This window comes from Rathayibacter sp. PhB179 (genome assembly GCF_004345345.1).
GTDB lineage: Bacteria > Actinomycetota > Actinomycetes > Actinomycetales > Microbacteriaceae > Rathayibacter > Rathayibacter festucae.
Map to the genome: position 1 here is coordinate 518495 of NZ_SLVD01000002.1, position 26121 is coordinate 544615.

The window sequence follows — 26121 nt, forward strand, 5'->3', positions numbered from 1 at the left end:
GGTTCTTCACTCCGAACTAACTCCGAACATTGAACCGAGCGCGTCCGCAGCCTTGCGCGTCTTCGTAGTCCGGCTCATGTAGGTGTTCGTGGTGATAGTCGGGTCCTCGTGTCCCAGGTACTCCGCGATCTCGTTCAGCGGCATGCCGGCCGCGCTGAGCGCCGTCGCCACTGTCTTGCGGAAGCCGTGACTCTTGAACCCGGGGTAGCCGAGTCTCTCCCGGTTTGCACGCCAGTCGGCCTCGGTGTTCGACGTGTCGCGGAGCTTGCCGAGGATCGACGGGAACACGAGGCCGAGGTCCGTGATGATGCCCTCCCGCTGCCGACGCTCCAGAAGGGCGACGGTTGCGGCAGGCACGATGATCGTGCGGGTCGCGGCAGCAGTCTTGCCCTCGTCTTGGATCCGCAGGCCGACTCCCCTGATACGCACCACGTTGGGGCCGATCGAGACGGTACCCGCGCGGACGTCCACACGGTCCCACGTGAGGCCCAGCGCCTCGCCGATACGGCATCCGGTCGCAAGCATGAACTCCCACAGGTCAACTAGATCGAGTCTCCTCATCTCGTCATCGGCTCGGATCGTGGCGATGAAGGCCGGCACGGATTCGAGCGGCAGCGCCGTCGCCGCAGCGCCAGGCGGCGCCTTCTTGATGTTCTGGATGCCCGCGACGGGGTTCGCCTGCAGGGCATCGTTCACGACGGCGAGTGCGAGCATCCCGGAGAGTGCGGACCGACAGCCCTTCGCCGCTCCCGGCCCGTTCGTCTTCGTGACCTGCGTAATGAACTTCTGAACCCGCATCGGGGTCATCTCCCCCACGGTCAGACTCCCGATCGCCGGCACGATGATGCTCGAGATGTTGTGCCTGTAGGTGTCGATCGACCGCGGCTTGAGCCCAGCCTCCGTCTTCACTGCGAGGTACGTTTCAGCGAGCTTCGCGATGGTCGTACCGCGTCGGATCTCCTCCTCTGACGGCGCCTCGATGGTCGTGAGTGCGAGCAGCAGAGCCTGGCGAGCCTTCGGTCCCGACTCTCGGATCCGCTCAACCTGTCGGCGCTTGCCGTCGTGGAATCGGTAGAGCGTGCGCGCGCGCCACTTGCCGGGCTCGAGCTCCAAGATGTTCAGAACACCGTGGGAGCCCGCAGGATTACGAGGACGAGCCATTGACGCGCTCAAGCCGGGAACGAACCTTCGCAGCAATGACTTCCTCATCGGGAAGCCTGATCCCGGAGACAGCCGCTGTTCGGTACAGCGCCCTTGCCAGACCCCACTCGGCCTCCGACCGCCTCTCGAGCCAGGCCAGGTGCTCATCATCCTCGCGGTCTGGGTCTGATCGGAGCTTCTCCGCTTGCTCGGCGAATCCGATAGCCATACCGAATGCACTCAGGGTCTCGAGCACGAGCTTCGTCTCTTCCTCCACCTCGCCAGGCTCATCCCGCAGCCGAGGCTGAAACCGCACAGCGAACAGGTCGAAGACCTCGGAGGCGGTGAGCTCCGCCCAGTCGCCTGGGAACAAACCGGCCGCCGGAGCAAAGGGCTCCGTCACGTCGATAAGAAGCAGAACTGGCGAGATCTGCAGGCCCCGCGCGATACCGAGTAGGTCCCCGATGCTCGGGTCCTTCTTACGCCCCGCCTCGATGTTGATGATCGTCGACCGGGTGACGGCACCGTCTGGGATCGCGGCCGCGAGCGCCGCGGGCGTCGGGAAGCCTCTTTTCCGCCTGTACGCGGCGACTCTCTTGCCGATCGAGTCCAATCGTCCATCTCCGATTCTCATAATGCGAATCGTAGCAGCAGTTGACAGCCGCTGCGCGAGGGAAGTAGCTTCATCTCATCGGATCCGCACGATGCGAAGCGTCGTACTTAGGATTGCCGATTTGAGAATTGGAGCGTAGATGACCATCCAGACCGCGAGGGTAGCGAGCCGCTACCTCGACGTGCATGACGTCGCCATCCAGCTCGGGATCAGCGTCGCCACCCTCTACCGCTGGCGCAGCATCGGAGCCGACATGCCGAAGGGCTTCAAGGTCGGATCCAAGCTGCGCTTCACGCAGGAATCCGTGGACGCCTGGATCGAGGCGCAGCAGGCGAAGGCGGTGCCGGCATAGACGGCCGCCAGAAACACTCGTCCCGGGCTGACCATTCGCTCGGCTACAACCCGCTGACCTACCGCGACCAGGTCGCCGCCGACGTCATCCGCCGTCTGGAAGGCGAATGCACGATCGTCACCAGCAGGGACACCCGCATCACGATCACCGCGGACGACCTCCGGGCACTGCTGACGCTCTGCTCCGTCACCGTCACCCGAACCGGACGCCTCCGCGCCCGCTACACGAAGAAAGCCCCCAACGCTGCGCCAACAGCGGGGGGCCGACAGCCGAACCGACCAACCAAGGAAGAAAACAGCTGATGTCTAAAATCACCGTAGCACCGACCGCGCCCACTGTCCTGAGCGACTGGCGCCGCCTCGTCGTTGACCAGCGCGCCGACCTCCTCGCCTCCGCCAGAACAGTCACCGTCGACCAGGACACCGACGGACCCAGCAGCTGGCTCGAGATCCCCCGCCCGAACCCCGCCCTCGAGATCAACGCGGTCCATGATCTGGCCTCCAAGACATGGAAGGTCGTCGCGGGCGTGCAAGACGTCCTGTCGGCCGACGACGCCCTCGCCGCATCGGTGGCGCTCAGTACTGCCGCTCGCCAGGTCGACACCCTGAACGCTCGTGAGATGTTCTCCATCCCCACCTCGCACGTGGGGCGGGAGATCGCCGGAAAGATCGGATCCGTAGTCTCGCTCGTCGCCACCGAGTACGAAGCCGGCGTCGCGCTCCACATCGACCTCGGCGCCTACGCCGACCGCTGCACGGCGCCCGGAGCTCGCTGGTCCTGGGCGGACGAGGACTCCGACAGCACCATGTGGTTCGAGTACATCGGCGAATACCGCGTCGTCGGCCTCGACGTGCACGACGCGTTCTCGCCGCGCGTGATCCTCGCCGACACGGAGGTGGCGCTGTGAGCAGCATCGTGGTCGACATCCGCCACGCAGGCGGGGCCGTCTTCGTGAGGCCTGGGACGTTCCTCGGTCGACCCGCCGTTCGCCTCGCCTTCCCCGAGCTCGAGGTGCCGCTGTCGCCCGCCGAGGCGCAGAGGCTCGCAACAGCCCTCCTTGAGGCGGCACACCGATCCGAGCATCCCGTGGATGACGACTGGCTCGACAACCCCGACACGGAGGAGGCGGCGTCACGGACGGACGGCTGATCGGACACTCCGTCGACGCGCAGCTGGAAGAGACGCTCTGGCGCCTCATCGCTGGCGAGATCGGGCTGCAGCAGCTCGCACCCGGTCTCGCAGGCTTCTGGTCGCTCGCCTACGACGAAGGTCGCGCCTCACGGCAAGCCGAAATTGACCGAGCGAACGCCGACGCAGACAGGTACTACCGAGCCGCGTACGACACGCGCGAACACCAACTTCGTCGGATCGACACGGCAGCCGAGAACTACTGGCAGGACGTCATGGCCGGCCTCATCGACCTCACCGAAATCCCTTCCCGAAAGGAGGAAGCCGCATGACAGAAGCCGCCCGCACCCTCCACCTCACGCGCGCCTCACACATCAAGTCCCTGCGGCAGCCCTGGCTCATCCCCGGCCTGATCCCGCTATCCACCCTCACGGTCTGCGCCGGAAGGGGAGGCGCCGGCAAATCCTCCTGGGTCCTCGCCCGAATCGCAGACCTCACTCACGGCCGCCTCAGCGGCGATGTCCGAACGCCGGCCGACGCCCTGATTGTCGGGCCGGAAGACGATTGGAGCGCCGTCATGGTTCCCCGGCTCATCGCAGCGGGCGCCGACCTTGAGCGAGTCCACCGCTTCGAGGTCCGAACAACCTACGAAGGTGGCGAGTCCTCAACAAGCTCGCCGGTCATGCCTCTCGACGTCGACCGACTGCGCGAGGCGATCGATGTCACGAAGGCCGGACTCGTGATGCTTGATCCCGCCTCTTCGATCGTCTCCGGCGACCTCAACAAGCGCGAGGACGTACGCGCGGCAATGGATCGTCTCGCGACCGTCGCGCAGGAGACGCGCACCGCCGTCGTCATCGTCAGCCACTTCAACAAGGGAGCCGGCTCGGTGAGCGACAAGCTGACGGGCTCCGCCGCCTTCCGAGACGCAGCGCGCTCCGTGCTCGTCTTCGCCGAGGACGAAGAGACCGGCGATCGCATCGTCTCCGTCGACAAGTCGAACTACTCGGCCGCGGCAGGCGAATCCCTCGCGTTCCGCCTCGAGTCGGTCGACGTCCCCACCGACGACGGCGAGCTGACGCAGGTAGCTCGCGTCATCGACCTCGGCGTCACCGACAGGACCGTGCACGACGTCATCAACAGGGGAAGTGAGGACGAGCAAGACGACCGGAACGCTGCACAAGCCTTCGTCCTCGACTACATCCGGAGCACTGAGGCCCAGGAGGCGAACGCGGCCGACGTCATCAAGGCCGGTCGCGGAGCCGGCTTCAACGAATCCGAGATGAAGAACGCCCGCAGACGTTGCAGGAACCCGAAGATCCAGAGCGTGAAGTCCGCGTTCGGGGCCGGATGGGTCTGGCAACTCGACCACGAAGGTGTCACCGAAGGCGTCAAAGGTGTCACCACCCTGAGGCCCGACACCTTCGACACCTTGGCTGACACCTTCGCCCGCCCGCCCGCGATCGTCAGCCTCTTCCCAAGCCCTCATCAACCTCAGGAGACGTCATGACTCTCCCCCTCGCTGTAGCCCTCGCAGAGATCTACGCCAACGGCGGCTACTTCGCCACCACCCCCGACGCCCTCCTCCTCGTCATGCCCGAAGGAGTGAACGTCTCTCCGGATGTACACCGATGCATCGCACTCCACCAGCCCGAGCTCTACCAGCACCACCACCGGCACGAACACCAAAAGGAGGAAGCATGACCGACGCCTCCGGCGAGGACGCCATCACCCCTTCGGGATTACCGAGATCCCCGAACCGGACAACGCCAAGACCGACTGATCTCGACGTGATGACCGTCGACCGTGACCGGTGGCGAACCCTGGCCCGCCGTCACGAAGCCCGCGTGCAAGCCGAGCGATCCGCCCGCAGCGACATCCTCGGCGAGCTCGCCCACCACGTCGTCGCCGCCCTCCGCGGCGCCGGCTACATCCAGATCGACCCGACCGGAACGCCGGTCGTACCTGAACAGGAGCACGAATGAACCCCGAACCCACCCAGACGCTCTCGCCCGTCGACGAGAAGAGCAGCGCCATCCGAGCAACCATGACCAACACCGTCGACAGCATCCGAGCGAACACCCGCATCAGCGACATCGAGAAGCGCGACCAGATCGCCCGCGCCTGGCTCGACGCCAAGAAGCAGATCAACGCCCTCGCCTCCGACACGAACGCCACCCGCAGCACCCGCAAGCAGGCACTCGAACGCAAGCTCTTCGGCATCCCCAACACCACCGACGCGAGCCACGCCATCAGCTACCGCGACGCGCTCGACCGGGCCAGCGCCATCGACTCCACCACCGCAGAGGGAGAACGGCAGGCCGTCGAGCTCATGCGCCGTGCGGAGATCTCCGGCGACACCACCCTCGTTCGTGCGCTCCTCGCCGTCGCCTACGAACGGCAGCAGGTGGACGTCATCAACGCCTACGCCAACGCCCACGAGAAGGACGACGCCGACCTCAACGAGCTCTGGAAGATCAGCACCGAGCCGATCGACTCGAGCGTGTTCGCGTTCGCTGAACCGCAGGCACCACACGAGGTCGACGGAGCACCCGGGCACACCGTTCAGGCCTGGGCAGACGGCGAGTACTGACCCCAGTGACACGACGGGGTGGGTCTGCATTCGTGGCCTCAAGCGCCGGAAGCACGAACAGGCCCACCCCCTACCCCCTCAGGCTGCCCGATCCGATGGACCACCGGGGCGGCAACCTTTCTCTCCCCACGACGATCGCGTCGTCCTCGAGGCGACCGAGAGAGCTGATCTCATGACCCACCTGCCCAAAAATCACCCAGTTCGATACCTGCTCGAGTCGGCCGCGAATGGATCACCCCTCACCGCGGCTGACCTGCAGCTCCTCGACAACGCGGACTTGCCGCCGTCCGAGTCTCTGACCGCGTTCGCGGATGAGATCGAACAGGCCGGACTCGTCATCGCGAAGGTCGGCGCTACCGGCGCCCGCCAGCCGGCCCTCGAGCTCGCGCAGGAGCAGTGGCAGACCCTCGCCGCATCGATGACCGACAACCAGCGCTCGGTCGACACGACGGAGAAAGCCACCCCGCCCGATACGGACATCGACTCGATGGTCGCCCGGATCTTCAACCACTAGCCCACGGAGACGCACATGCTCACGATCAGCACCCCCGCCCAGACCGCGCACGACGACCTGACCCGCCAGCTCGAGCAGCTCGACCGGCAGCGGATCAGCCTCGAGCAGTCCGCGCTCGCCGGCAACGTCGACGGCGCATCCCTCGCCCGCTTCGACGACGAGCGCGCACTCGTCGCCGCCAGGCTCAGTGCCGCACGCCGAGCACTGGAACAGGAGGACAGCGCACGCGGACCCGAAGCCGACATTCGCGCCGCCATCAGCGAAATGCTCGTCGACCCCGCACTCAGTACCGAGCAGGCAGCTGCCTCGATCGCCGAGCTGAACACCGCGCTCGAGCAGGTACTCCTCGCCTTCGATGCACGCAACACGGCGGTGCGAGAGTGGGCCGCGCGCCTGCACAAGCTCGGCATCCCTCGCGATGGGCTCGAGATCGACGGCGTCCCCATCACCGTGCGAGGCGGCGGCGCTGGCGAATGGGGCGACACCGAGATCGTGTACGGAGGCAACCGCATCTCCTCGATCACCGGCGCTGCACCCTTCGTGAAGGCAGTCACCGACCCCATCACGACCGGAGAGCAGTTCACTCAGCAGCTCGACGCACTCGCCCGTCACGACCGACGCGACCAGCCGACGGAGCCCGAGGTGCGCGTGCGACTGGTGAAGGACAGCGGCGGGCACACGGCCGGCGACGTGCTCACGAGCCACAAGCTCGCCGTGTCCTCGCTCCGACACCTCATCAGCGCAGGCAACGCCGTCGAGATCGACCCCGACGGCAACGACGTCCCGACCGAGTAACGACCTGCCGACGTCGACGAGAGGGGGTGGGGGTGACCCCCTCTCGTCTTCTGGTCAAACCGCCGGATAGCAACTCCGATCCTGCGTGCGCACTCTCCCCGTTTTTTCAGCCGGGTGCGACGGCGGCTGAGTGCTCTTCTCTCGGGCGAAAGTCGCCACTTACGACTTCTCGATGGCGGCAATGCCCCATTGAGGCAGACGCAGAAGAGGTACTCACCTTCTGCAAGCTATCCGCGAGATATAGACGATTATCCGTAACACCATTAGAATGGAAGCATGGATAGACCTCGATGCGGCAACTGCGCGACTTCTATGCGCATTGTTCGCAGGGGCGCCCGCTTCTGCTCCACGAGATGTCGTGTCTACGCCCATCGGAAGGCCAGGAAGGCCGGCGAGTTGCCCCGAGAGATGGCGGAGAGGGCTCGTTTCGTCCGGTTTCTTCCCTCGAAGCGGCCGATAACAACGGCCGGAACTCCAGCGTCGTCCACGGACTCGACGACTTGGACATCGCTCGCAGGCGCTCGGGCCGCTACGGCCGGCGAAGGTGTCGGCTACGTCCTCGGCGATGGGGTGGGCTGCATCGACCTGGACCACTGCCTCGACGGCGACACTCTCGAGCCGTGGGCTAAGGCCGTCCTCGACGCCAATCACGGCACTTTCGTGGAGGTGAGCCGCTCGGGAGAGGGTCTGCACATCTTCGGTCTCCTCGAGGAAGGTCCTGGCCGCAAGATCCGCGATGGACGCAATATTGAGGTCTACTCCGCCGGCCGCTACATCGCTCTCACGGGCAAGCGCTTCAGGGGCGCACCAACATCGCTGCGACCCCTCACGCTTCAACTACTCGAAGGACCGACAACATGATCAACGAGCCCGCTCACGACACGGTCTTCTACGACTCCGGCGACGGCCGCATGGCCATGTTCTCCGGCGCCCAGTACGAGCGGGATCTCGCGGAGCTGTGGCATCTTGTGTCGGCTGCGCCGCATCTGCACGACGCCCTGATCGAGGAGGAGGTCGAGCGGATCTTCGCGAAGAGCGGTGGCGACTACCTCAACGCTCTCGGCGAGAGGCTCTCGTCATTGTTCGCGTTCTACTGCCTCCGAGAGGTGAGCGACTTCAATGTACAGATCGTCGCAATCCCGAACTGGCGGGCTTTCGTCACGGCTTTCCGCCAGCGCGTCACGCCGATGAAGCGGCAACAGCCGGACGCTTAGACCGGGCACGCTCGCCGGCCCCTGCTAGCAGCGGCGAGCACTTTCATAGCAGCCAAAATCCGTGGGCCGGAATGGTACGACCTCATGGTCGAAAGAGTCACGAAAATCACCCTCCTGGCACAGGTGGGCCAGTACATCGACGGAATGAAGAAGGCCGCGAAGGCGACGACCGACTCGTCGAAGGACGCCGAGGCGGCTCTCGAACGTCAGCGTCAGGCGATGACCGACGTCGGTGGACAGGCGGCCATCATGGGCGGCGTCGTCCTCGCGGGCGTCGGCGTGGCGATCGCGAAATTCGTCGAGTTCGACAAGTCGATGTCCGAGGTGCAGGCGTCGACGCACGAGTCCGCCAGCGGCATGGCCGACCTGCGAGACGCCGCTCTGGAAGCGGGCGCGTCTACCGTCTTCTCGGCGACTGAGGCGGCGAACGCGATCGACGAGCTCGCGAAGGCTGGCGTCTCGACCGCGGACATCACAGGTGGCGCGCTGTCCGGCGCTCTCGATCTCGCATCCGCGGGCGGGCTTGCAGTCGCAGACGCCGCTGCGACCGCAGCTACGGCGATGACGATCTTCAACAAGACTGGTGCGGAAGTCCCGCACATCGCGGACCTCCTCGCGGCCGGCGCGGGCAAAGCCCAAGGGTCGGTCGACGACCTCTCTCAGGCCCTCAACCAGGGCGGCCTCGTCGCCTCGCAGGCTGGCTTCTCCATCGAGGAGACGACCGGCACGCTCGCCGCTTTCGCCTCCGCGGGCCTCCTCGGCTCCGACGCAGGCACCTCCCTGAAGACCGCGATCCTCGCGATGCAGAACCCGACGGACAAGTCCAAGGGCCTGATGGAGAAGTACGGCATCTCCGTTTACGACGCGCAGGGCAAGATGCGCGGCATGACCGAGATCGCGGGTCAGCTCGAGCAGGCGTTCATCGGCAAGACCGATGCGGAGCGCGATTCCACCCTCGCCACCATCTTCGGCTCGGACGCCGTCCGCGCCGCGAGCGTGCTCTACACGCAGGGCGCCGACGGCATCCAGGAGTGGATCGACAAGACCGACGACAGCGGCTACGCGGCGATCACTGCCGCCACGAAGCTCGACAACTTGGCTGGCGACGTCGAGTACCTCCAGGGCGCCATCGATACCGGCCTGATTCAGGCGGGCTCGGGCGCGAACGAAGTGCTGCGCGAGATGGTTCAGCGTGCCACCGACGTGGCGGACGGCATTGGCCAGATCCCGGCCCCGGTCCTCTCGACTGGTCTCGCTCTCGCGGGCACGGTCGGTGGCTTCGCGCTCCTCGGCGGCTCGCTTCTCGTCGGAGCGGTTCGTGTCGGCGAGATGCGCCGAAACCTCGTCACTCTCAACAAGGAGATGCCGAGGACCGCCAAGTTCGCGGCGGGTGCCGCGAAGGGTCTGGGGGCCATAGCCGCGGTGACGACAGCTGCGACCGTGTTGTCTGCGATCGCCACCGCGGGTTTTGAGGGTGCAGCGGGCTTGGAGGAGACGGCCAAGGCCGCCAAGTCTCTTGAAGGGTTGAACACGCTCTTCTCCGACCTCGACGGCGCGTCGGAAGTGCGCGACCTGGGTTCCGCTCTCGACGTCGTTCTCGGGGACGACATGAACTCGAACATCAACCGTTTCGTGTCGAGCGTGAACCAGGCGTTCGGTGGGCCGATCCAGGATGGCGTTCAGGCGACGCGAGACCAGTTCGAGGGCCTGGACTCCAACTTGAGGGCGCTCGTCGAGGGTGGCGCTGCGGATACCGCCGCGGAGCAGTTCGACCGAATCGCTCAGGCTGCGATCGACCAGGGTTACTCCGTGGAGCAGGTCAAGGACATGTTCCCGCAGTACGCGGACGCCCTGATCGGCGCAGAGGAAAGCTCCGGAGGTCTCGCGACCACCACCGAGACCCTCTCGGCCGGTATCGAGCAGGTCGCGACCATGTCGGAGGAAGCGCAGAAGGCGCTCGACGACTGGCGCGAGGAGGTCGTGAAGGCCGACGGGTCCTTCTTCTCCATCACCGGTGCCGTCGACGACCTGATTACCAAGCAGAAGGAGTACGCGACCTCGACGGCCGACGCCACCGAGGACGCGGGCGACTCCTGGGAGGACTACTACGACGGGGTGTCGTTCAACCTCGACGAGTACCTCGCGGGCCTGCAGGAACAGATCGACGCTCAGACCAACTGGGAGGCGAACCTCGTGTCGCTGTCGGGCCGCGTCTCGAAGAGCACGCTCGACTACCTGATCGGCCTGGGTGAGGAGGGGGCGCCGATCGTCGCCGCCCTGTTCGCGGGAACGGACGAGCAGATCGCTTCCTTCGAGTCGAAGCTGTCGCAGGGCGGGGTCGATGGGGGCTACGCCATCGCGGGCGCGCTCGAGAACTCGGCACCCGTCATCGCTGCCGCAGGCGAGCAGCTGGGTCAGCAGACAGCCGACGAGATCTCTCGGAAGCTCGCTGAGGGTACGTCGACCGTGCAGGAGATCATCGACGAGTACGGCCTGATCGTGGAGTCGAAGAACCCCTCGATCCAGGTCGACACGTCCAACGCGGAGCGCAAGATCAGGGAGCTGCAGTCGGCCGTGGACTCGGTGAGCGGCTCGGGTGGCTACAGCAGCACCGGCCTCCCGTCCTACGCCTACGCGGACGGCGGGACGATCTTCGGCCCTGGCACCGCGTCTTCGGACACGGCGGGCCTGTTCGCGCTGTCTGTCGGCGAGGAGGTCGTCAGCAACAAGCGCGGCCAGGCGACCGAGCACCGCTCGCTTCTCAAGGCCGTGAATGCCGGCGCATCCACCCAGGATCTCTACGACATGATCGCGGGCTCCTACGCGGACGGCGGCACCGTGGGCGACGGGGACATCTACGACCCCCGGGCCTACTCCGCGGCCTATGCGAGCGAGCGCCCCGCCTACGTGCCGGGAGCGGACGGGTGGCGCGGCGGTGGTTCCTCGACCGTGACGACCACGAACATGACGACCGTCGTCAACCCGCAGCCCCGGCAGTCCGAGCGAGAGATCGGGCAGGCCGCGGCCGATTGGCAGACCGCGCGCCTCCGCGGCCTCGTCTGAACCCGAGATCGGGGTGGGTCCTCCCCAGGAGGACCCACCGAGGGCGTTGACGGGCGATTGCACGCTAGGTTTCGCGCCTCAACCTCGCTCCGGAAATGGCGCTCGCCGCCTGGTTCACGAGTGCTTGCATATTCTCACCGAGCGCAAGGATGCTTCCTATATCGGCATCGGTGACCTCGGTTTGACTCGGCCATACGATTGGAAAGCGCTGACCGAGCATCTTCAGCTGAGGGGCGGCGCCGGCAATCAAATTGTTCACGAATTGCCTCACGAGATGAGTGAACCTGCTCTCTCCCGAGACGCAAACCGTGACAAGGAAAACCTGTCCGATCGCCATTGTGTGTTGCTGGATGAAGATGTTTGGCTCTCGACTCTTGTCTGAACGAACTCCGAAGAACATGGAGCTGTGCTGGGTTCGGTCTACGACTGTCGGGGTGTACGACTTGCCGATCCGTACAGTCCACTTCTCATCCAATCGAGGGGTCGCCTTAAGTGACAGTTCCGTTGAGCGCTCAATACTGCGGTCGATGTCTAAGTAGGAGCGGATGATGGCAGTTTTTGCCGCCCACTTGGCCAGATCTACCTGGTCGCGGGGATTTAGGCGACCACGAGCGCCCCCGATCATTGGCCCAAGAAACGGCTCGACTTGATTTTCAAGATCGTTCATCCAGCCGTTATTGCAGGGACCACACGTTCGACGAACTTGATTCTCGAAAATCAACGAAGAGTTGGACCGAGTCCTGTCGCCAATGAAATCTTGAAGGTGCGCGACACCTAGTGGCTCATCGACGTACTCACGAAGCTTTCTCCGAAAGACGTGCTCCTTCGTGAGAACTGAGCTAACGCCACAAAAAACACACTCACGTCCACTATGCTTGGTCATGACCAGCCCCAACGGTCGGAAAACAGAAAGACGGGCCTGCCAGCCCGCTACAGCTATTACTAGCAGAACCTCGCGCGACGATTGCCGGTGCAGGCCAAACCGGCGGCGGCTGAAACTACAGAACGAACGCCAGGTGTCATGAAACGGGCGCTCCGCAGGTTTGAATCCTGCCTCGTGCGAGCAGCGCCCTCGCCTCCCCGGAACTTCGAGGAGGCGAGGGCGCTCTTGCTGTTGTGGCCTGCTCTCAGTAGCGTTCGGTGATGCAGACACGTGTGATCACCCCGTATGTCAGGGAGCTTGTTCGCCAGTACCGGTTCGCGGACCTCGCGAGTCACGACTACAACTCGGCACTCCGACTGGCGCTGACGCCGGACGGCCCCCACGACTCAGACGAGAGCCTTCGCATCTACCAAAGCTTGCAGAACATGCTGACTGCGGCTGCGCAAATTTCCAAGCTATTTTGGCCGACCATCGATCCCGACGCTGTAGCCGAACGCAGACTCTTTGTGAAGGCACGTTCAAAGACCCTGCGAACTCTCGCTCAGGTGGGCAACGGCAGCCTGCTCGAGACGCGGAGGGTCAGGAACTCCATCGAGCACTTCGACGAGCGTCTTGATTCGGTGATGATCGACCCGCCGAATGCAGTGATTGACAGCTACATCGGGCGCTTGAACGCCATAGTGATCGAGAACTCCACGCGGGTAAATCTTCGGAGCTATGACCCTTACAGCGGAGATTTAAGCCTCCTCGATGACTCGGTCCCGATCAGGGATCTCTTTCTTGAAATCTGCCGAGTTGGCCACAATGCCGAGATGTGGCTTGAAGCCCATCCTTGGCCGAGCGATCACTGATCGCCTTCAAGCGCATGGCGTCTGCCCGCCGCTCACTACTCCGTACCGCAAGAGGGTGCGCAGGCGCTTGGCCATGGTCGGCATTCTACTGATTCCGGCGGCGGCTAGCTTCGAAGTGACTCCCGTGGGCCCGAGAGCCTGCCTGCCATCGACGTAATCGGCACGAGCGCGAGGCGCCAGTAGCTAGCTACAGTTGCAGAGTGCCCCGGGTCAAGCAGATGCTCACCGACGAGCAAACAACGCGCCTCAGAGCCGCACAGGCCGCCCTCGACAACGCCCAAGCCGAGCTCCGCGACGTCGTCCGCGACCTACACAAGGAAGGCGCCTCAATCCGCGAACTTGCAGCCGCCGCAGAGATCTCCACCAACACCGTTCAGAAGTGGAAGCGCTGCGACTGAATGTCGCTCGCTTGGCGCGCGTTAGTTCGGCTGGCTCCCGGGACGACCTTCGCCGAGATCGATGTGATCCGTCGCTCTGTCGTGGAGCAGGCCCAAACCGATCACAAACAGGATGCCGGCGCCATACCCGTCGACCGGGTGCAGGGTCAGGATCGACCGCACCAGGAACAGCACTGCGATTGAGACGACGAGGTCGCCAGCCGCGAGGGTCAACGCCTCTACGCGCGCGCTCTTCGTGCTCACTCGGACGATCGTAGCCACGCCGTTGTCGGTGGTCGCCGCCACGATCGGCGCATGTCGCACCACTGGACCCCGCTGTCGATGGTCTCGAGGTCCGTGGTCCCGCGCGAGTGGCGGATGGCGGACAAGCGGGAGGACCTCGGCTGGATCAGGCTCGTCACCTACCAGGGCCGCGACACCTACGTCTGCGTCACCCGAGGTGAGTGGGTCGTCGGGGGCGGCGACACGCTGCGAGACGCAGCTGAAGCGTTCCTCGCACGGAAACGCCGACACTGATCGCGTCTTCATCGGGCAATTTCTCTCCCCACGGACAGAAGATCTATCGGTTCCGAAAGGCAGCCTCCGTCCATGGGTCGGTGGTGGTGCATGCTCGTGAAGTGACCGAGAGCGAGCCCGTCGAACCTTCTGGGTCGCGCCTGTACGGCTCTCTGCACTTCGCGCGCACCAGTGGGCTGTGGAGCGCGACGGTCGACCTGCCGAAGGTCGACGGCAAGCGACGTCGTAAGACCGTGCGCAGCAAGGATGAGGCGGTTGCACGTGAGGCCCTGCGCGTCATGTCCGAGCAGGTCGCCGCCGACCGTCTTGCCCGGAAGCTGGCTGCAGCGCGAGAGGCGGTCGCGGCGAAGGATCTCCCGTGGACGGTGTCAACGTGGTCCGCGCACTGGCTCGAGCTGATCGCCAGCCGCCGCATCAAACCGATGACGTACACGGCGTACGAGAGCGCCATCCGGCTCCACGTGAACCCCGTCATCGGGTCCGTCCCCCTGACGGCGGTCGGACCTGCACATCTTCGGCAGGTGGAGACCACCATGCTCGCGCGCGGGCTCTCGTCGAGCAGCGCCCTGCACACTCATCGCGTGCTCGCGGTCTGCTTTGGTGACGCTGTCCGGGAGGAAATGCTCGAGCGCAATCCGGCTGAGCGCATGCGCCCCCCACTTAAGGCGCCGGCGTCGCTCTCCGCACTGTCCACGTCAGACGCCGTCCGTGTGTTCCACGAGCTCAGCTCCCGGCCAGATGGAGCGCTCTGGGCCACCTCCTTGCTGACAGGCGCACGCCGCGGGGAAGTGCTCGGCCTCGAACTCAGCAGAGTCGGGGAAGTGCTCGAGCTGTCCTGGCAGCTGCAGCGCTTCCCCTGGGTCCACGGATGCTCCGGAGATCCCTGCTCCGCCGGTCGCCGCGCAACGGACTGCCCCGGCCGGCACATCGACCTGCCCGCATCATTCGAGCGGCGGCACGTCTACGGCTCCCTCTACCTCACTCGCCCGAAGTCGGTTGCCGGCGTTCGCTTCGTCCCGCTCGTCGAACCGCTCCGAGCGATCCTTCTGACGCACATCCGACGGAACCCGATCCCGCGAAACGGCCTCGTCTTCGTCAACGCCGTCGGTAACCCCATCGATCCCGACTGGATGAGCAACCGGTGGAAGACCCTCCGCAAGGAGCTCGGCATCACCTCAGCTGTCCGGCTGCACGACCTACGCCACGCTGCGGTCGACATGCTCTACGAGGCAGGCGTGCCTGAAGATGCCATCGTCGAGATGCTCGGCCACTCAAACAACCGGATGACGCGCAGCTACAAGTCCGGGCCATCGATGACACGCCTGCGAACCGCGATGGAGCAGGTCTCAGCGCTGTACGAAGCGCCGAGCAGATAGCTCTACGGCACTTGTCCCCGACTCGGATTAATCTGCTGCTGTGGAGCGACGAGAAAGACTGACCATTCCGGACGCGGCGAAGCGCATGCACCGCTCCCGCCGCACCATCCACCGGTGGCTCGAGGCCGGGATGCCGAGTCACGAACACGCCGGCTTCCGACACATCTGGCTCGATGATCTGCAGGCGGCGTTCGTCGGCAAGCTCGCGACCGACGTGACCCGGCCGCGGTCGGCCGCGTCGCTCGAGCACGGGACCTGCAGCCAGTACGGGCGGGGCTGTCGATGCGAGCCGTGCAGGGGTGCGAACGCTGCCCGCGAGCGTGCCCGATACGCGAAGCGGCTGCAGGAGACCGCAGAGCGAAGGGCGAAGGCTGCCGGATGGGCTGGACAGCCCGCCGTCGAAGCCCTGCCGCGTCCGTACCGCCGCCGCGACCAACAGGCCGCCTGACGAGCTCGACGCGTAAGAGAGGCGCAGAACGATCTTCGCGTTGCACACGTGACCATCGCGTTCTCATCGCGATGTTGGCTCGGCTCCTCATCGGGCTGCTTTGATCGCGCAGACCTCGTTCGGGACTCGAACAGGATCTCGCGGGCCAAGAGATCGACTACGAGAAGCGGAGCTGATCTTCTCGCCGCCGGCATGACCATCTCGTAGGCAACGAGAAGGTGGCGCTCCTCTCACCCCGAAGAACAGCAATGAGGTCGCACGAGGTCTACATCCGACCGAGATCTCGTGAGGGGGGTGCGAACTCTGCACACCCTCGAAGGGTCCGCAGATTGTGGGGACCCCTGATGGCGTCGGTGCTGCCGACAGCATCGCGAGGGGGGTGGCGGATCACCACCCCCTGACCCGTTGCCCCGGTGGGGTGGCGGATCACCGCCGCATTGAGGGGGTGGCTCGAACCCATACCCGACCGGAAGATGGGGACTTGAAGCCCACCCCCATCCGCGAAGGGTACGCAGAAGTGCGTACCCCTGGGGTGTCGGCAGTACCGACGCCCTCAGCAGTGCTTAGGGCATCGGGAGGGCACGCACTCGGCGCGTAGCTTCGACGGGGGGGGTGTGAACCGCACCCTCCTTGAGGCCTCGCTCCGAACATATTCCGAACATACGCGGAAAGCCGATGATAGTAGGCAATCGTCAATATGACTGCTGACCGGCCCAAACGCACCACTGCGCTAGCCCGAACTAACGAGCGATAGTGGCTCGCTTCAAATCCGCGGGTCGTCGGTTCGAGCCCGACGGGGCCCACTCCTCCCGCCGCCCCCCGAGCACGACCGCCGCGTGACGCGCGCCGGTGGACATGGCGGAGCAGCAGCGCTCGACACCCCTCCCGACGTCGGCCGAGATCACTCGTGGCAGAGGGACCAGGCGGCGTCGGGGTACTCGCGCTCCTCGCCGTCCTCGAACGAGACCAGGCGCCAGACGCCGTCGTGGTGCTCGAGGAGGCGGCCGCGGACGATCTCGGACTGCCAGCCGTCCACGGTGCGGAACCAGCGGACCAGGCGGACGGTCGTGCTCTGGTGGGGCTGGAGGCGGTGGGTCATCGGGTGTGTCCTGTCGGGGCGGGGTGGTGGCGGGGCGCCTGGTGGAGCTGCTCGATCGGCGGGGGGTCTCGGTACGTCGTCGGCGGCGGCTACTCGACCAACAGGGATCGGTGGCGGGGAGGGGCTGCTCGAGAGTCGGGTCGACTGGAAGACAGACCGCAGATCTTGCGGGTCGAGTAGCCCCACAGGGGCGTATCGAGACCCACCTCCCTCTGAACCTCGGTCTCCTCCTCGCCCTGCGATGGCGGCTGAGCGATCAGCAGCGGCGGCCGCGGGGGCGGGGCGACCGGCGGAAGGGGACACCGCCGGCCGCCCCTGCGGGTCAGCGCGTGGGGTCGACGCGCCAGTGGCAGACCATCGTGGTGGTCGAGCGGTAGGAGTAGGTGACCGCGTCGACCCTCGGCACCTCGCGCTCGTAGTCCGGGTAGAGCTCGGAGGCGGAGTCGACGCCGGGCGGGAGGCACGAGCCGAGGGAGACGTACCGGGTGAGCCGCGTCGGCGCCGTGTAGTCGTCACCGGTGACCGTGTCGTCGGCGGGCACGAAGGCGGGGATGCCGGTGAAGACGCAGACGAGCGTCAGCGACGTCCCGGACCGGACGAAGCGGTAGTCCTTCGTCTGGAGGCTGTAGCCGGGCGCGGCGGGCAGCAGGGCGCCGTAGTAGCAGGAGCCGTTCGACGAGATGTCGGTCGAGGCGTAGCCGTCGAGGTTGGCCCCGGCGTTGTGATCGGCGAGGGCGGGGGTGGCGGCGGCGCCCACGAGGGCGACGGAGGCGGCGAGGGCGAGCAGGGTGGAGCGGAAGGACGGCATGACGGTCTCCTCATTGAGACGGCGTCGGCGCTGAGCGTCGGCAGGGAGCGGTCGCTCGTCGTGCGAGCGGACGGCGGGCCCGGCTCGTGGAACGACGTCGTCCCCGTGCTCGGCCCCGCGGGCGTCCGGCGGACCGGATGACCCGAATTCTAGACCGCTGCGCGCGCGCTGTCTGCCCCCTGCGAGGTCACGCAGGCGCTCCTGCCAGGGCCGTCAGACCAGTCGACCGGCGCGCAGCCTGCGGGAGCGGCGGCGCAGCGTCCGGTCGCTCGGACCGAAGCTGTCGGATTCGAGGAGGAGCCTCAGCGAGAGCGAGACCTGGCGGGCGAGACGCGGGTCGATCCCCTCCGGGATCCGTACCGCGTCGATGAGATCGAGAGCCGTCTGCGTGGTCCGGGACATCGCCATGCCCGTGACCCTAGAGAGGGTCGGCGCGTCCTGACGGCCCCGACACGGGGGCGCACGACGGCAGCAATGCTCAGCCGTCGTGCGCCCGGGTGCGAGTGGGGCGGGAGGCTACTTGCTGCCGTCGCCGCGGCCGGTCGCGGACTGCAGGCGATCGATGTGCTCGGACGCCTCCGCCTTCGTGATGTCGGCGGGGAGGGTCTCGCCGGCCTCGCGGGCGAGGGTGTCGAGGTAGCTGCGCTGCGGGCCGGTCATCGGCTCGTCGCCGGTGACCCAGTCGGACGGGTCCTTGCTGGCGCTGGTGTCGCTGCCGTCATCGGCACGGGCGCCGAGGACGTCGCCCTCGGTCTTGACGTCGGGATCGGTGGTGTTGGGGATGTCGTCGCTCATGCTGCGACCGTACGCCCGACCACCGACACCGGCGAGGGCTTGCGGAGCGGGCCCGGGCGACCCGTTCCGGTCGCGCGCAGGATGCGGCCGGCGTCCCGCGTCAGGAGCCGAGGAGAGCGTGGGCGACGGTGAAGATCACCAGGCCGGCCAGCGAGCCGACGACGGTGCCGTTGATCCGGATGAACTGCAGGTCCTTGCCGACCTGCAGCTCGAGCTTCTCGGAGGTCTCCTGCGGGTCCCAGCGGCCGATCGTCTCGCCGATGATGCTGGCGATGTCGCCCCGGTAGCGGTCGACGAGGTTCGCCGCGACGGTGCCGATCCAGGTGTCGACGGTCGAGGCGAGCGCCTGATCGGTCGAGAGCCGGCGGCCGAGGTCGACGACGATCGACTCGATGCTCGCGCGCAGCGGGCTCTCGGGGTCGTCCATCGCGCCGAGCAGCGACGACTTCGTCGACTCCCAGGCGTCCCCGGCCAGCTCGCGCACCCGGGGGCTGTCGAAGGCGCGGTTCTTGATCTCCTCGACGCGCATGATCAGGTCGGGGTCGCTGCCGAGGTCCTTCGCGAGCGTCGCGAGGTAGCCGTCCACCGCGATCCGGAACGGGTGCCCCTGGTCGTCGCGGATCGTCTCGACGAGGACGAGCGCCTCGCGGTAGAGCCGCTCGTCGACCGCCCGGCTGACCGCGGAGGGCAGCCAGCTCGGGAGCCGGCCGCTGACCATCCTCGTGAAGCTCTCGGGATTCGCGATCAGCCAGGCCTCGGCCTGCTCGACCAGCGTGTCCACGAGTCGGCGGTGGTGCCCCGCCTCGACGACGCTGCCGACGAGCGAGCCCAGCGGCGGGCCCCACTGCGGGTCGAGCAGGTGGCGCCGGGCGAGCGCCTCGATCACGCGCTGCACGTCGGAGTCGTCGAGCAGCGCGATCGCGGAGCGGACCGCCGCCGCGCTCTCGCCGCCCACGCGGTGCGCGTTCTCGGGCTCGGCGAGCCAGAGCCCGGCACGGCGGGCGATGCCGAAGGAATCGAGCTTCTCGCGGACGATCGCGCCGCGGAGGAAGTTCTCCTCGACGAACTGCGCGAGGCTCGCGCCGATCTCGTCCTTCTTGGTCGGGATGATCGCCGTGTGCGGGATCGGCAGCCCGAGCGGCCGCCGGAAGAGCGCCGTCACCGCGAACCAGTCCGCGAGCGCGCCGACCATGCCGCCCTCGCTCGCCGCGCGCACCCACTGGAGCCAGGGGTAGCGGTCCTGGAGGGCGAAGGACACGGCGAACACGATCGCCATCAGCACCAGCAGCCCGGTGGCGAGCCGCTTCATCGCGACGAGGGCGGCGCGCTTCGCCTCGTCGTCGCGCCCGGCGGAGGTGCCGCCGGCGGAGGTGCTGACGGCGCTCGTGCTGCTCGTCGTCATGACGAGGCGGGGAAGCCCTCGTGGCGGATGCCCCAGGCGACGCTCCACTCCTCGCCCGGCTCGAGCCAGCGCAGGCCCTGACCGGAGTTGAGCGCCTCGGCGGGCGCGGTCATCGGCTCGACCGCGATGGCGGTCTTGACGTCGTCGCCGTCAGGGAAGATCCGGGTGATGAAGACCTGGATGAAGTTGTGCGAGGCGTCGGCCCAGAGCAGCACGCGTCGGCCGTCGTCGGCGCGGAGGCCGTGGACGCTCTCGCCGTCGACGATCGTGACGTCGGCCCAGGCGTCGTCGAGCTCGAGCTCGCCGATCCGGCGGCCGCGGCGGAGGTCCCACTCGGTGCCGTCGACCGGGCTCTGACCGGTGGGGTTGAGCCGCTCGTCGACCTCGATGTGCAGGGCCGCGTCGACCGTGATCTCGAGCTCGTCGGTCGGGACGTCGCCGATCGCGAGGAACGGGTGCGTGCCGATCGCGACGGGTGCCTCGTCGGCTCCGACGTTGACGACGCGGTGCACGACCTTCAGGCCGTCGGCCTGCAGCTCGTAGCGGACCGTGGTCTCGAGGTGGAACGGGTAGCCGGCCTGCGGGACGACGGGCGCGGCGAGCTCGACGAAGGACGGGCCCTGCTCGACGACGCGGTAGGAGGCGCTGCGCAGCAGGCCGTGGATCGCGTTGTGGTACTTGGGCTCGGTGATGTCGAGCTGCTGGGTGCGGCCGGCGTGGTGCCAGCGGCCGTCCTTCACGCGGTTGGGCCAGGGCATCAGGACGATGCCCGAGCCGAACGGCGGGACGACGGTCTCGGGGTATCCGGCGGTGATCTCGACGCCGTCGACGGAGAGGTGGCGCAGCCCTGCGGCCACCTCCGTGACGACGGCGTGCAGGGTGCGTCCCTCGGCGGTGAGGTCGAGGGCGAACTGGCGCCCGGTTGCGGGGGCGGGAGTGAAGTCGGCCATCCCTGAATCCTACGGACCGGCACCGCCGTCGGCCTGCGGACCGGGCCGGAGCGTGCCGCAGCGGGTGACGGCGAGGCCCGCCGCCTCGAGCCGCCCCACGACGGCGTCGCCCGCGGCCGCGCCGGTGAGCAGGCGGTCGAACTCCTCGGTGCCGGCGACCCGGCCGAGGTCGACGACGCCGAGCTTGCTCGAGTCGGCGACCGCGACGCGGCGGGTGGCCGCGTGCAGCATGCGGCGCTTGAGCGTCGCCTCGGGCAGGTTCACGTTGGTCACGCCCGCCTCGGGATGGACGCCCGTGCAGCCGACGAAGACGACGTCGGCGCGGATCCGCTCGAGCACCTCGGAGGCGAGCGGCTCGACGAGGGAGTGCTGCAGCGGGCGCAGGGTGCCGCCGGTGACGACGACGGTGAAGCGCGGGATGGCGGGCTCGAGCGCGAGGGCGACGCTGAGGCCGTTGGTGACGACGGTGACGTCGCGGAGGTCGTCGCGGGCCACGAGCGCGTGGGCGATCGCGAGCGTCGTGGTGCCGACGTCGAGGATCACGCTCTCGCCGGAGACGACCGAGGCGGCGGCCTCGCGGCCGATCGCGGCCTTCTCGTCGGAGGCGGCGGCGAGGCCCTCCTCGAACGAGCGCTCCCCCGAGCGCTCGCCGGTCGGCACGGCTCCCCCGCGGACGCGCTGGACGGTCCCCTCGCCCGCGAGCCGATCGAGGTCGGAGCGGACGGTGACGACGGAGACGCCGAGGCGGTCGGAGAGGTCCGCGACGGAGACGAAGCCCTGCTTCTCGGCGAGCAGCCGCATCTCGAAGCGGCGCTCGAGCGCCGAGCGGCTCTCCTGCTCCCCGTCCGTCCTCATCGCTCCATCGTGTCCTTCGCGCCATCGACTTGTCAAAGAGAAACCGCGCTTTCCTTTCCGAAGGTCGCGGTCTATCGTGGGCGGTGCCATGAACGAAGCGATCCCCCTCTCCGCCGGCGTCGTCAAGCGCCCGCACGTCCTCGCCGACGGCCGCGACCTCATCTACTTCGATGACGCGGACACGTCCCTCCCTCCCGAGCGCTCGGCGGACGCCCGCGAGCTCGATCCCCGCCCCGCGACCGCGCGCATGCGCCAGGACGTCCTCACCGGGGAGTGGGTGTCGATCGCCGCCTCCCGGCAGAACCGCGTCTTCCTCCCGCCGGCCGAGCTCGACCCGCTCGCTCCCGCCTCGCCGACGAACCCGTCGGAGGTGCCGAGCGTCTACGACGTCGCCGTCTTCGAGAACCGCTCGCCGTCCTTCGGACCGCTGCTCGAGGACGAGGACGCGCCCGCGTCCCTCGAGGACCTCCGCACGCTCGGCCTCGGCCGGACCCTGACGAGCGTCGGCCGCTGCGAGGTCGTCTGCTTCAGCCCCGAGCACGAGGGCTCGTTCGCGACCCTCTCCGCCTCGCGGGCCCGCACCGTCGTGGAGGCGTGGGCCGACCGCGTCGCCGCACTGTCGGCTCTGCCCGGGGTGCAGCAGGTCTTCCCGTTCGAGAACCGCGGAGAGGCGATCGGCGTCACCCTTCACCACCCGCACGGCCAGATCTACTCCTACCCGTACGTCACCCCGCGGACGACGCGGCTGCTCGCGTCGCTCGACGCCTACGGCCCCGGGATGTTCGCCGACATCCTCGCCTTCGAGCAGGCCGGCGAGCGCGTGCTCGTCCGCGGCGAGCACTGGACCGCCTTCGTGCCCTTCGCCGCGCGCTGGCCCATCGAGGTGCACGTGCTGCCGCACCGCCACGTCGCCGACATCAGCGAGACGACGCCCGAGGAGCGCGACGAGCTCGCCGTGGTCTACCAGCGGCTCCTGCGCGGGATCGACGCGTTCTACGACTCGCCCACCCCCTACATCTCCGCCTGGCATCAGGCGCCGGTGCACGAGCGGCGCGACGAGGTGCGGCTCATGCTGCAGATCACGTCGCCGCGCCGCGCCGCCACCAAGCTCAAGTACCTGGCGGGCAGTGAGGCGGCGATGGGCGCCTGGATCGGCGACATCGCCCCCGAGACGAGCGCCGCCGCCCTGCGCGAGGCGATCGAGCGCGCCGACGCCGCCACCCTGGCCGCCGAGACGGCCGCGAACCCCGACGCGTCGCTCCCCGCCGCCGACACCACCCCCGAGGAGACCCGATGACCACCTCCGCCTCCCTCGACGCCGTCGCCGAGCGCGCCGCGCAGGACTTCGAGCGCGCCTACGGCCACCCGGCCGTCGGCGTCTGGGCCGGCCCCGGCCGGGTCAACCTGATCGGCGAGCACACCGACTACAACGACGGCTTCGTCTTCCCGTTCGCCATCGACCGCGCCACCGCGATGGCCGTCGCGCCGAGGGAGGACCGGGTCGTCCGGATCTCGAGCGCCTTCTCCCCCGAGCACGTCGAGATCTCGCTGGACGACCTCGGGCCGGACGCGCTCGACGGCTGGTCGGCCTACCCGCTCGGTGTCGTCTGGGCGCTCACCGAGTACGGCGTCGACCTCAGCGCGCGCTCGGGCTTCGACGCGTTCGTCGATTCGGACGTGCCGGTCGGCGCGGGGCTCTCCAGCTCGGCCGCGCTGATGTGCGCGATGGCCGTGGCGCTGAACGAGCTCTGGGAGCTCGGGCTCGACCGGGCGACGCTCGCCCGCGTGGGCCGTCGCGCCGAGAACGTGGCCGTCGGCGCGCCGACCGGGATCATGGACGAGTCCGCCTCGCTGTTCGGCGAGCGCGACGCGGCCGTCTTCCTCGACTGCCGGAGCCTGGACACCGAGGTCGTGCCGCTCGGCTTCGAGGAGGCCGGGCTGGTGCTCCTCGTCATCGACACCCGGGTCGAGCACGCGCACGCTACCGGCGGCTACGCCGAGCGTCGTGCGTCCTGCGAGCTCGGTGCCTCGACGCTGGGCGTCGAGTCGCTGCGCGAGCTGTCGGTGGACGACCTGCCGGGCGCCGAGGAGCTCCTCGACGACGTGACCTACCGCCGGGTGAAGCACGTGGTGACCGAGGACGCCCGCGTCCTCACCACCGTCCGCACCCTCCGCGAGCAGGGGCCGCGCGCGATCGGCGAGCTCCTCGACGCCGGCCACGTCTCGCTCCGCGACGACTTCGAGATCTCGATCCCGGAGCTCGACACCGCCGTCGAGGCCTCCCGCGGCGCCGGCGCGATCGGTGCGCGGATGACGGGCGGCGGCTTCGGCGGCTCCGCCATCGCGCTCACCCCCGTCGAGAAGGAGGAGGAGGTCCGCGCGGCGGTCCTCGCCGCCTTCGCCGACAAGGGCTTCCGCACCCCCGAGCTGTTCCTCGTGACCGCGGCCGACGGCGCGGGCCGCGTCCGCTGACCCTCCGATCTCCTAGGAGAGATCACCGGTAGGCATGGGCGAACCATGCTGATCGAGTAGCCCGCGGAGCGGGCGTATCGAGATCCACCACCGTCAGAACGCGAGTCTGCAGACCCGCCCTGTCGAGGGCGGTGGGTCTCGATACGCCCCTGCGGGGCTACTCGACCAGCATGAGAGGGGGCGCGGCGCGTCCTTTCTTCGCCGCTCGATACGCCCGCGGAGCGGGCTGCCCGAACAGCATGAGGGGCGGGCTGCTCGAACAGCGGCCTACTGGGCCGGCGCCGGCGGGACGACCGAGCGCAGAGCGCCTCCGGTGACGCGGACGAGCTCCGCGGCGCTGGTCGGGTAGACGGTGTGGGCGTGGCCGGCGGCCGCCCAGACGGTGTCGAACTCGGCCAGGGCGGAGTCGACCACGGTGGGCAGCGGGGTTGGGTGACCGACCGGCGCGACGCCGCCGATGGTCTGGCCCGTCGCAGCCTTGACGACCGCGGCCGAGGCGCGGGTGATCTCCCCGCCCAGCTCGGCGCCCAGCCAGTCGGTGTCCACGCGGTGCGCGCCGCTGGTGAGGACCAGCAGCGGCGACCCGTCCAGAAGGAAGACCAGCGAGTTCGCGATCTGGCCGACCTCGATGCCGAGGGCGGCCGCGGCGAGCGCCGCCGTCGACGCCGCCTCGTCGAGCCAGCGGACCGGCGGCCGCACCCCGTGCACTTCGAGATCCGCCAGGACACGGTCGACCGCGGGGTGGCTGCGCTCGCTCATGCGAACGACCGTAGCCGACCCCGCGGCCGGTGGCACCGCTACTCCGTGAGCGTCGCGATGTCGATGACGAAGCGGTACCGCACGTCCGAGGCGAGCACGCGCTCGTAGGCCTCGTTGATCTGCGACGCCGAGACGACCTCGACCTCGCTCGCGATGCCCTTCTCCGCGCAGAAGTCGAGCATCTCCTGGGTCTCGCGGATGCCGCCGATGCCCGAGCCCGCGAAGGAGCGGCGCGCGGCGAACAGGGTGAAGACGTGCAGCGGCAGCGCCTCGGCCGGAGCGCCGACGTTCACCATCGTGCCGTTGCGGCGCAGGAGGCCGAGGTAGGCGTCCAGGTCGAGCGGCGCGCTGACCGTGTTGATGATGATGTCGAAGGTGTTCTTGAGCGTGGAGAACGTCTCCTCGTCCTTCGTCGCGTAGTAGTGGTCGGCGCCCAGACGGAGGCCGTCCTCCTTCTTGCTCAGCGACTGCGAGAGCACGGTGACCTCGGCGCCCATCGCGTGCGCGAACTTGACGGCCATGTGGCCGAGCCCGCCGAGACCGACGACGGCGACCCGCTTGCCGGGGCCCGCCTCCCAGTGCGAGAGCGGCGAGTAGGTGGTGATGCCGGCGCAGAGCAGCGGCGCGGCGGCCTCGTAGGGGATCGACTCCGGGACGCGGAGCACGAAGTCCTCGACGACCACGACGTGCGTGGAGTAGCCGCCCTGGGTGACGGTGCCGTCGCGGTCGACGGAGGCGTAGGTGCCGGTGTTGCCCTTCAGGCAGTACTGCTCCTCGCCGGCGAGGCAGTTCTCGCACTCGCGGCAGGAGTTGACCATGCAGCCGACGCCGACGCGGTCGCCGACCTTGTGCTTGGACACCTCGGAGCCGACCTCGGCGACGACGCCGACGATCTCGTGGCCGACGGTGAGGGGGTACTGGACGGGGCCCCATTCGCCGCGGACGGTGTGGATGTCGGAGTGGCAGATGCCCGCGTAGGCGATCTCGATGAGCACGTCGTGCGCTCCAACGTCGCGGCGCTCGATCGTGGTGGGGACGAGCGGCTCGGTGGCGGAGGGGGCGGCGTAGGCGTTGACGGTCAGCATGTTTTCTCCTTC

31 protein-coding genes are annotated in these 26121 nt (G+C 67.9%); 18 read left to right on the plus strand and 13 right to left on the minus strand.

Going from position 1 to position 26121, the window contains the following annotated elements:
- Positions 1-6: 6 nt before the first annotated feature.
- Entirely contained in the window at positions 7-1113 is a 1107-nt protein-coding gene (locus tag EDF43_RS06175) for a site-specific integrase (protein WP_165909028.1), read from the minus strand.
- A gap of 31 nt (positions 1114-1144) precedes the next feature.
- On the minus strand, positions 1145-1774 hold the full coding sequence (locus EDF43_RS21725; RefSeq protein ID WP_165909029.1) for a helix-turn-helix domain-containing protein: 630 nt from the start codon (positions 1772-1774) through the stop codon (positions 1145-1147).
- A 118-nt stretch (positions 1775-1892) separates the two neighbouring features.
- Here EDF43_RS21725 and EDF43_RS06180 point away from each other — a divergent pair, with 118 nt between their 5' ends.
- The 12 genes from EDF43_RS06180 to EDF43_RS06235 all read left to right on the plus strand — a co-directional run bounded on the left by EDF43_RS06180 (position 1893) and on the right by EDF43_RS06235 (position 11412).
- Entirely contained in the window at positions 1893-2105 is a 213-nt protein-coding gene (locus tag EDF43_RS06180; RefSeq protein ID WP_132435973.1) for a helix-turn-helix domain-containing protein, read from the plus strand.
- A gap of 301 nt (positions 2106-2406) precedes the next feature.
- Positions 2407-3012, plus strand: a complete 606-nt coding sequence (locus tag EDF43_RS06185) for a hypothetical protein (protein WP_132435974.1) — start codon at positions 2407-2409, stop codon at positions 3010-3012.
- 8 nt (positions 3013-3020) lie between these two features.
- Positions 3021-3254 carry a hypothetical protein gene (locus EDF43_RS06190; protein ID WP_165909030.1) on the plus strand — a complete coding sequence of 78 codons (234 nt, stop codon included), beginning with the start codon at positions 3021-3023 and terminating at the stop codon, positions 3252-3254.
- A gap of 307 nt (positions 3255-3561) precedes the next feature.
- Positions 3562-4743, plus strand: coding sequence for an AAA family ATPase (locus EDF43_RS06195; RefSeq protein WP_132435976.1), 1182 nt, complete (start codon positions 3562-3564; stop codon positions 4741-4743).
- Positions 4740-4937, plus strand: coding sequence for a hypothetical protein (locus EDF43_RS06200; protein WP_132435977.1), 198 nt, complete (start codon positions 4740-4742; stop codon positions 4935-4937). Before EDF43_RS06195 ends, EDF43_RS06200 begins: the two co-directional genes overlap by 4 nt.
- Entirely contained in the window at positions 4934-5218 is a 285-nt protein-coding gene (locus EDF43_RS06205) for a hypothetical protein (protein ID WP_132435978.1), read from the plus strand. Before EDF43_RS06200 ends, EDF43_RS06205 begins: the two co-directional genes overlap by 4 nt.
- Positions 5215-5826 (plus strand): hypothetical protein, encoded by a 612-nt coding sequence (locus EDF43_RS06210; protein WP_132435979.1) that lies wholly within the window; start codon positions 5215-5217, stop codon positions 5824-5826. The genes EDF43_RS06205 and EDF43_RS06210 overlap by 4 nt, the downstream gene beginning before the upstream one ends.
- Positions 5827-5998: 172 nt before the next feature.
- Complete coding sequence (locus EDF43_RS06215; protein WP_132435980.1) at positions 5999-6340, plus strand: hypothetical protein; 342 nt, start codon at positions 5999-6001, stop codon at positions 6338-6340.
- Between the two features lie 15 nt (positions 6341-6355).
- Entirely contained in the window at positions 6356-7135 is a 780-nt protein-coding gene (locus EDF43_RS06220; RefSeq protein WP_132435981.1) for a hypothetical protein, read from the plus strand.
- A 276-nt stretch (positions 7136-7411) separates the two neighbouring features.
- The gene (locus tag EDF43_RS06225; protein ID WP_132435982.1) at positions 7412-7996 is read left to right on the plus strand and encodes a DNA primase; all 585 of its coding nucleotides are present in this window, start codon (positions 7412-7414) and stop codon (positions 7994-7996) included.
- Positions 7993-8349, plus strand: a complete 357-nt coding sequence (locus EDF43_RS06230; protein ID WP_132435983.1) for a hypothetical protein — start codon at positions 7993-7995, stop codon at positions 8347-8349. Before EDF43_RS06225 ends, EDF43_RS06230 begins: the two co-directional genes overlap by 4 nt.
- 123 nt (positions 8350-8472) lie before the next feature.
- Positions 8473-11412, plus strand: coding sequence for a phage tail tape measure protein (locus EDF43_RS06235; RefSeq protein WP_165909031.1), 2940 nt, complete (start codon positions 8473-8475; stop codon positions 11410-11412).
- A gap of 64 nt (positions 11413-11476) precedes the next feature.
- Here the strand turns inward: EDF43_RS06235 and EDF43_RS06240 are convergent, their stop codons facing one another.
- Positions 11477-12079: a hypothetical protein gene (locus EDF43_RS06240; RefSeq protein WP_132435985.1), complete on the minus strand. Its 603-nt coding sequence runs from the start codon at positions 12077-12079 to the stop codon at positions 11477-11479.
- Positions 12080-12555: 476 nt separating this feature from the next.
- Between EDF43_RS06240 and EDF43_RS06245 the strand changes: the two genes are divergently transcribed.
- Together EDF43_RS06245 and EDF43_RS06250 are read left to right on the plus strand one after the other, a co-directional pair.
- Positions 12556-13146, plus strand: coding sequence for a hypothetical protein (locus EDF43_RS06245; RefSeq protein WP_132435986.1), 591 nt, complete (start codon positions 12556-12558; stop codon positions 13144-13146).
- 200 nt (positions 13147-13346) lie between these two features.
- Positions 13347-13544, plus strand: coding sequence for a hypothetical protein (locus tag EDF43_RS06250; RefSeq protein ID WP_132435987.1), 198 nt, complete (start codon positions 13347-13349; stop codon positions 13542-13544).
- Positions 13545-13565: 21 nt separating this feature from the next.
- On the opposite strand, the gene EDF43_RS06255 is transcribed toward EDF43_RS06250, so the two are convergent.
- Positions 13566-13787 carry a hypothetical protein gene (locus EDF43_RS06255; RefSeq protein WP_132435988.1) on the minus strand — a complete coding sequence of 74 codons (222 nt, stop codon included), beginning with the start codon at positions 13785-13787 and terminating at the stop codon, positions 13566-13568.
- A 51-nt stretch (positions 13788-13838) separates the two neighbouring features.
- On the opposite strand from EDF43_RS06255, the gene EDF43_RS06260 reads away from it, so the two are divergent.
- Positions 13839-14060: a hypothetical protein gene (locus tag EDF43_RS06260; protein WP_132435989.1), complete on the plus strand. Its 222-nt coding sequence runs from the start codon at positions 13839-13841 to the stop codon at positions 14058-14060.
- Positions 14061-14161: 101 nt separating this feature from the next.
- The gene (locus tag EDF43_RS06265) at positions 14162-15436 is read left to right on the plus strand and encodes a site-specific integrase (protein ID WP_132435990.1); all 1275 of its coding nucleotides are present in this window, start codon (positions 14162-14164) and stop codon (positions 15434-15436) included.
- A gap of 1349 nt (positions 15437-16785) precedes the next feature.
- Here the strand turns inward: EDF43_RS06265 and EDF43_RS06275 are convergent.
- From EDF43_RS06275 to EDF43_RS06305, 7 genes are all read right to left on the minus strand, one after another.
- Positions 16786-16983: a hypothetical protein gene (locus EDF43_RS06275; protein WP_123735091.1), complete on the minus strand. Its 198-nt coding sequence runs from the start codon at positions 16981-16983 to the stop codon at positions 16786-16788.
- A gap of 322 nt (positions 16984-17305) precedes the next feature.
- Complete coding sequence (locus EDF43_RS06280; protein WP_123445136.1) at positions 17306-17791, minus strand: hypothetical protein; 486 nt, start codon at positions 17789-17791, stop codon at positions 17306-17308.
- A gap of 213 nt (positions 17792-18004) precedes the next feature.
- Positions 18005-18199 (minus strand): hypothetical protein, encoded by a 195-nt coding sequence (locus EDF43_RS06285; RefSeq protein WP_123445135.1) that lies wholly within the window; start codon positions 18197-18199, stop codon positions 18005-18007.
- Positions 18200-18307: 108 nt separating this feature from the next.
- On the minus strand, positions 18308-18586 hold the full coding sequence (locus EDF43_RS06290) for a DUF3072 domain-containing protein (protein WP_123445134.1): 279 nt from the start codon (positions 18584-18586) through the stop codon (positions 18308-18310).
- 100 nt (positions 18587-18686) lie between these two features.
- Positions 18687-19988 (minus strand): DUF445 domain-containing protein, encoded by a 1302-nt coding sequence (locus tag EDF43_RS06295; RefSeq protein ID WP_132435992.1) that lies wholly within the window; start codon positions 19986-19988, stop codon positions 18687-18689.
- Positions 19985-20938, minus strand: coding sequence for an aldose 1-epimerase family protein (locus tag EDF43_RS06300; protein WP_132435993.1), 954 nt, complete (start codon positions 20936-20938; stop codon positions 19985-19987). The genes EDF43_RS06295 and EDF43_RS06300 overlap by 4 nt, the downstream gene beginning before the upstream one ends.
- A gap of 9 nt (positions 20939-20947) precedes the next feature.
- Positions 20948-21793: a DeoR/GlpR family DNA-binding transcription regulator gene (locus EDF43_RS06305; RefSeq protein ID WP_243582846.1), complete on the minus strand. Its 846-nt coding sequence runs from the start codon at positions 21791-21793 to the stop codon at positions 20948-20950.
- A gap of 88 nt (positions 21794-21881) precedes the next feature.
- Here EDF43_RS06305 and galT point away from each other — a divergent pair, with 88 nt between their 5' ends.
- Both galT and galK read left to right on the plus strand, forming a co-directional pair.
- The gene (galT, locus tag EDF43_RS06310; protein ID WP_132435994.1) at positions 21882-23090 is read left to right on the plus strand and encodes a galactose-1-phosphate uridylyltransferase; all 1209 of its coding nucleotides are present in this window, start codon (positions 21882-21884) and stop codon (positions 23088-23090) included.
- Entirely contained in the window at positions 23087-24265 is a 1179-nt protein-coding gene (gene galK / locus EDF43_RS06315; RefSeq protein ID WP_132435995.1) for a galactokinase, read from the plus strand. The genes galT and galK overlap by 4 nt, the downstream gene beginning before the upstream one ends.
- Before the next feature lie 267 nt (positions 24266-24532).
- Here galK and EDF43_RS06320 read toward each other — a convergent pair whose 3' ends face one another.
- Positions 24533-25024, minus strand: a complete 492-nt coding sequence (locus EDF43_RS06320; RefSeq protein ID WP_132435996.1) for a YbaK/EbsC family protein — start codon at positions 25022-25024, stop codon at positions 24533-24535.
- 38 nt (positions 25025-25062) lie between these two features.
- The gene (locus tag EDF43_RS06325; RefSeq protein WP_123445129.1) at positions 25063-26109 is read right to left on the minus strand and encodes an NAD(P)-dependent alcohol dehydrogenase; all 1047 of its coding nucleotides are present in this window, start codon (positions 26107-26109) and stop codon (positions 25063-25065) included.
- Positions 26110-26121 lie beyond the last annotated feature (12 nt).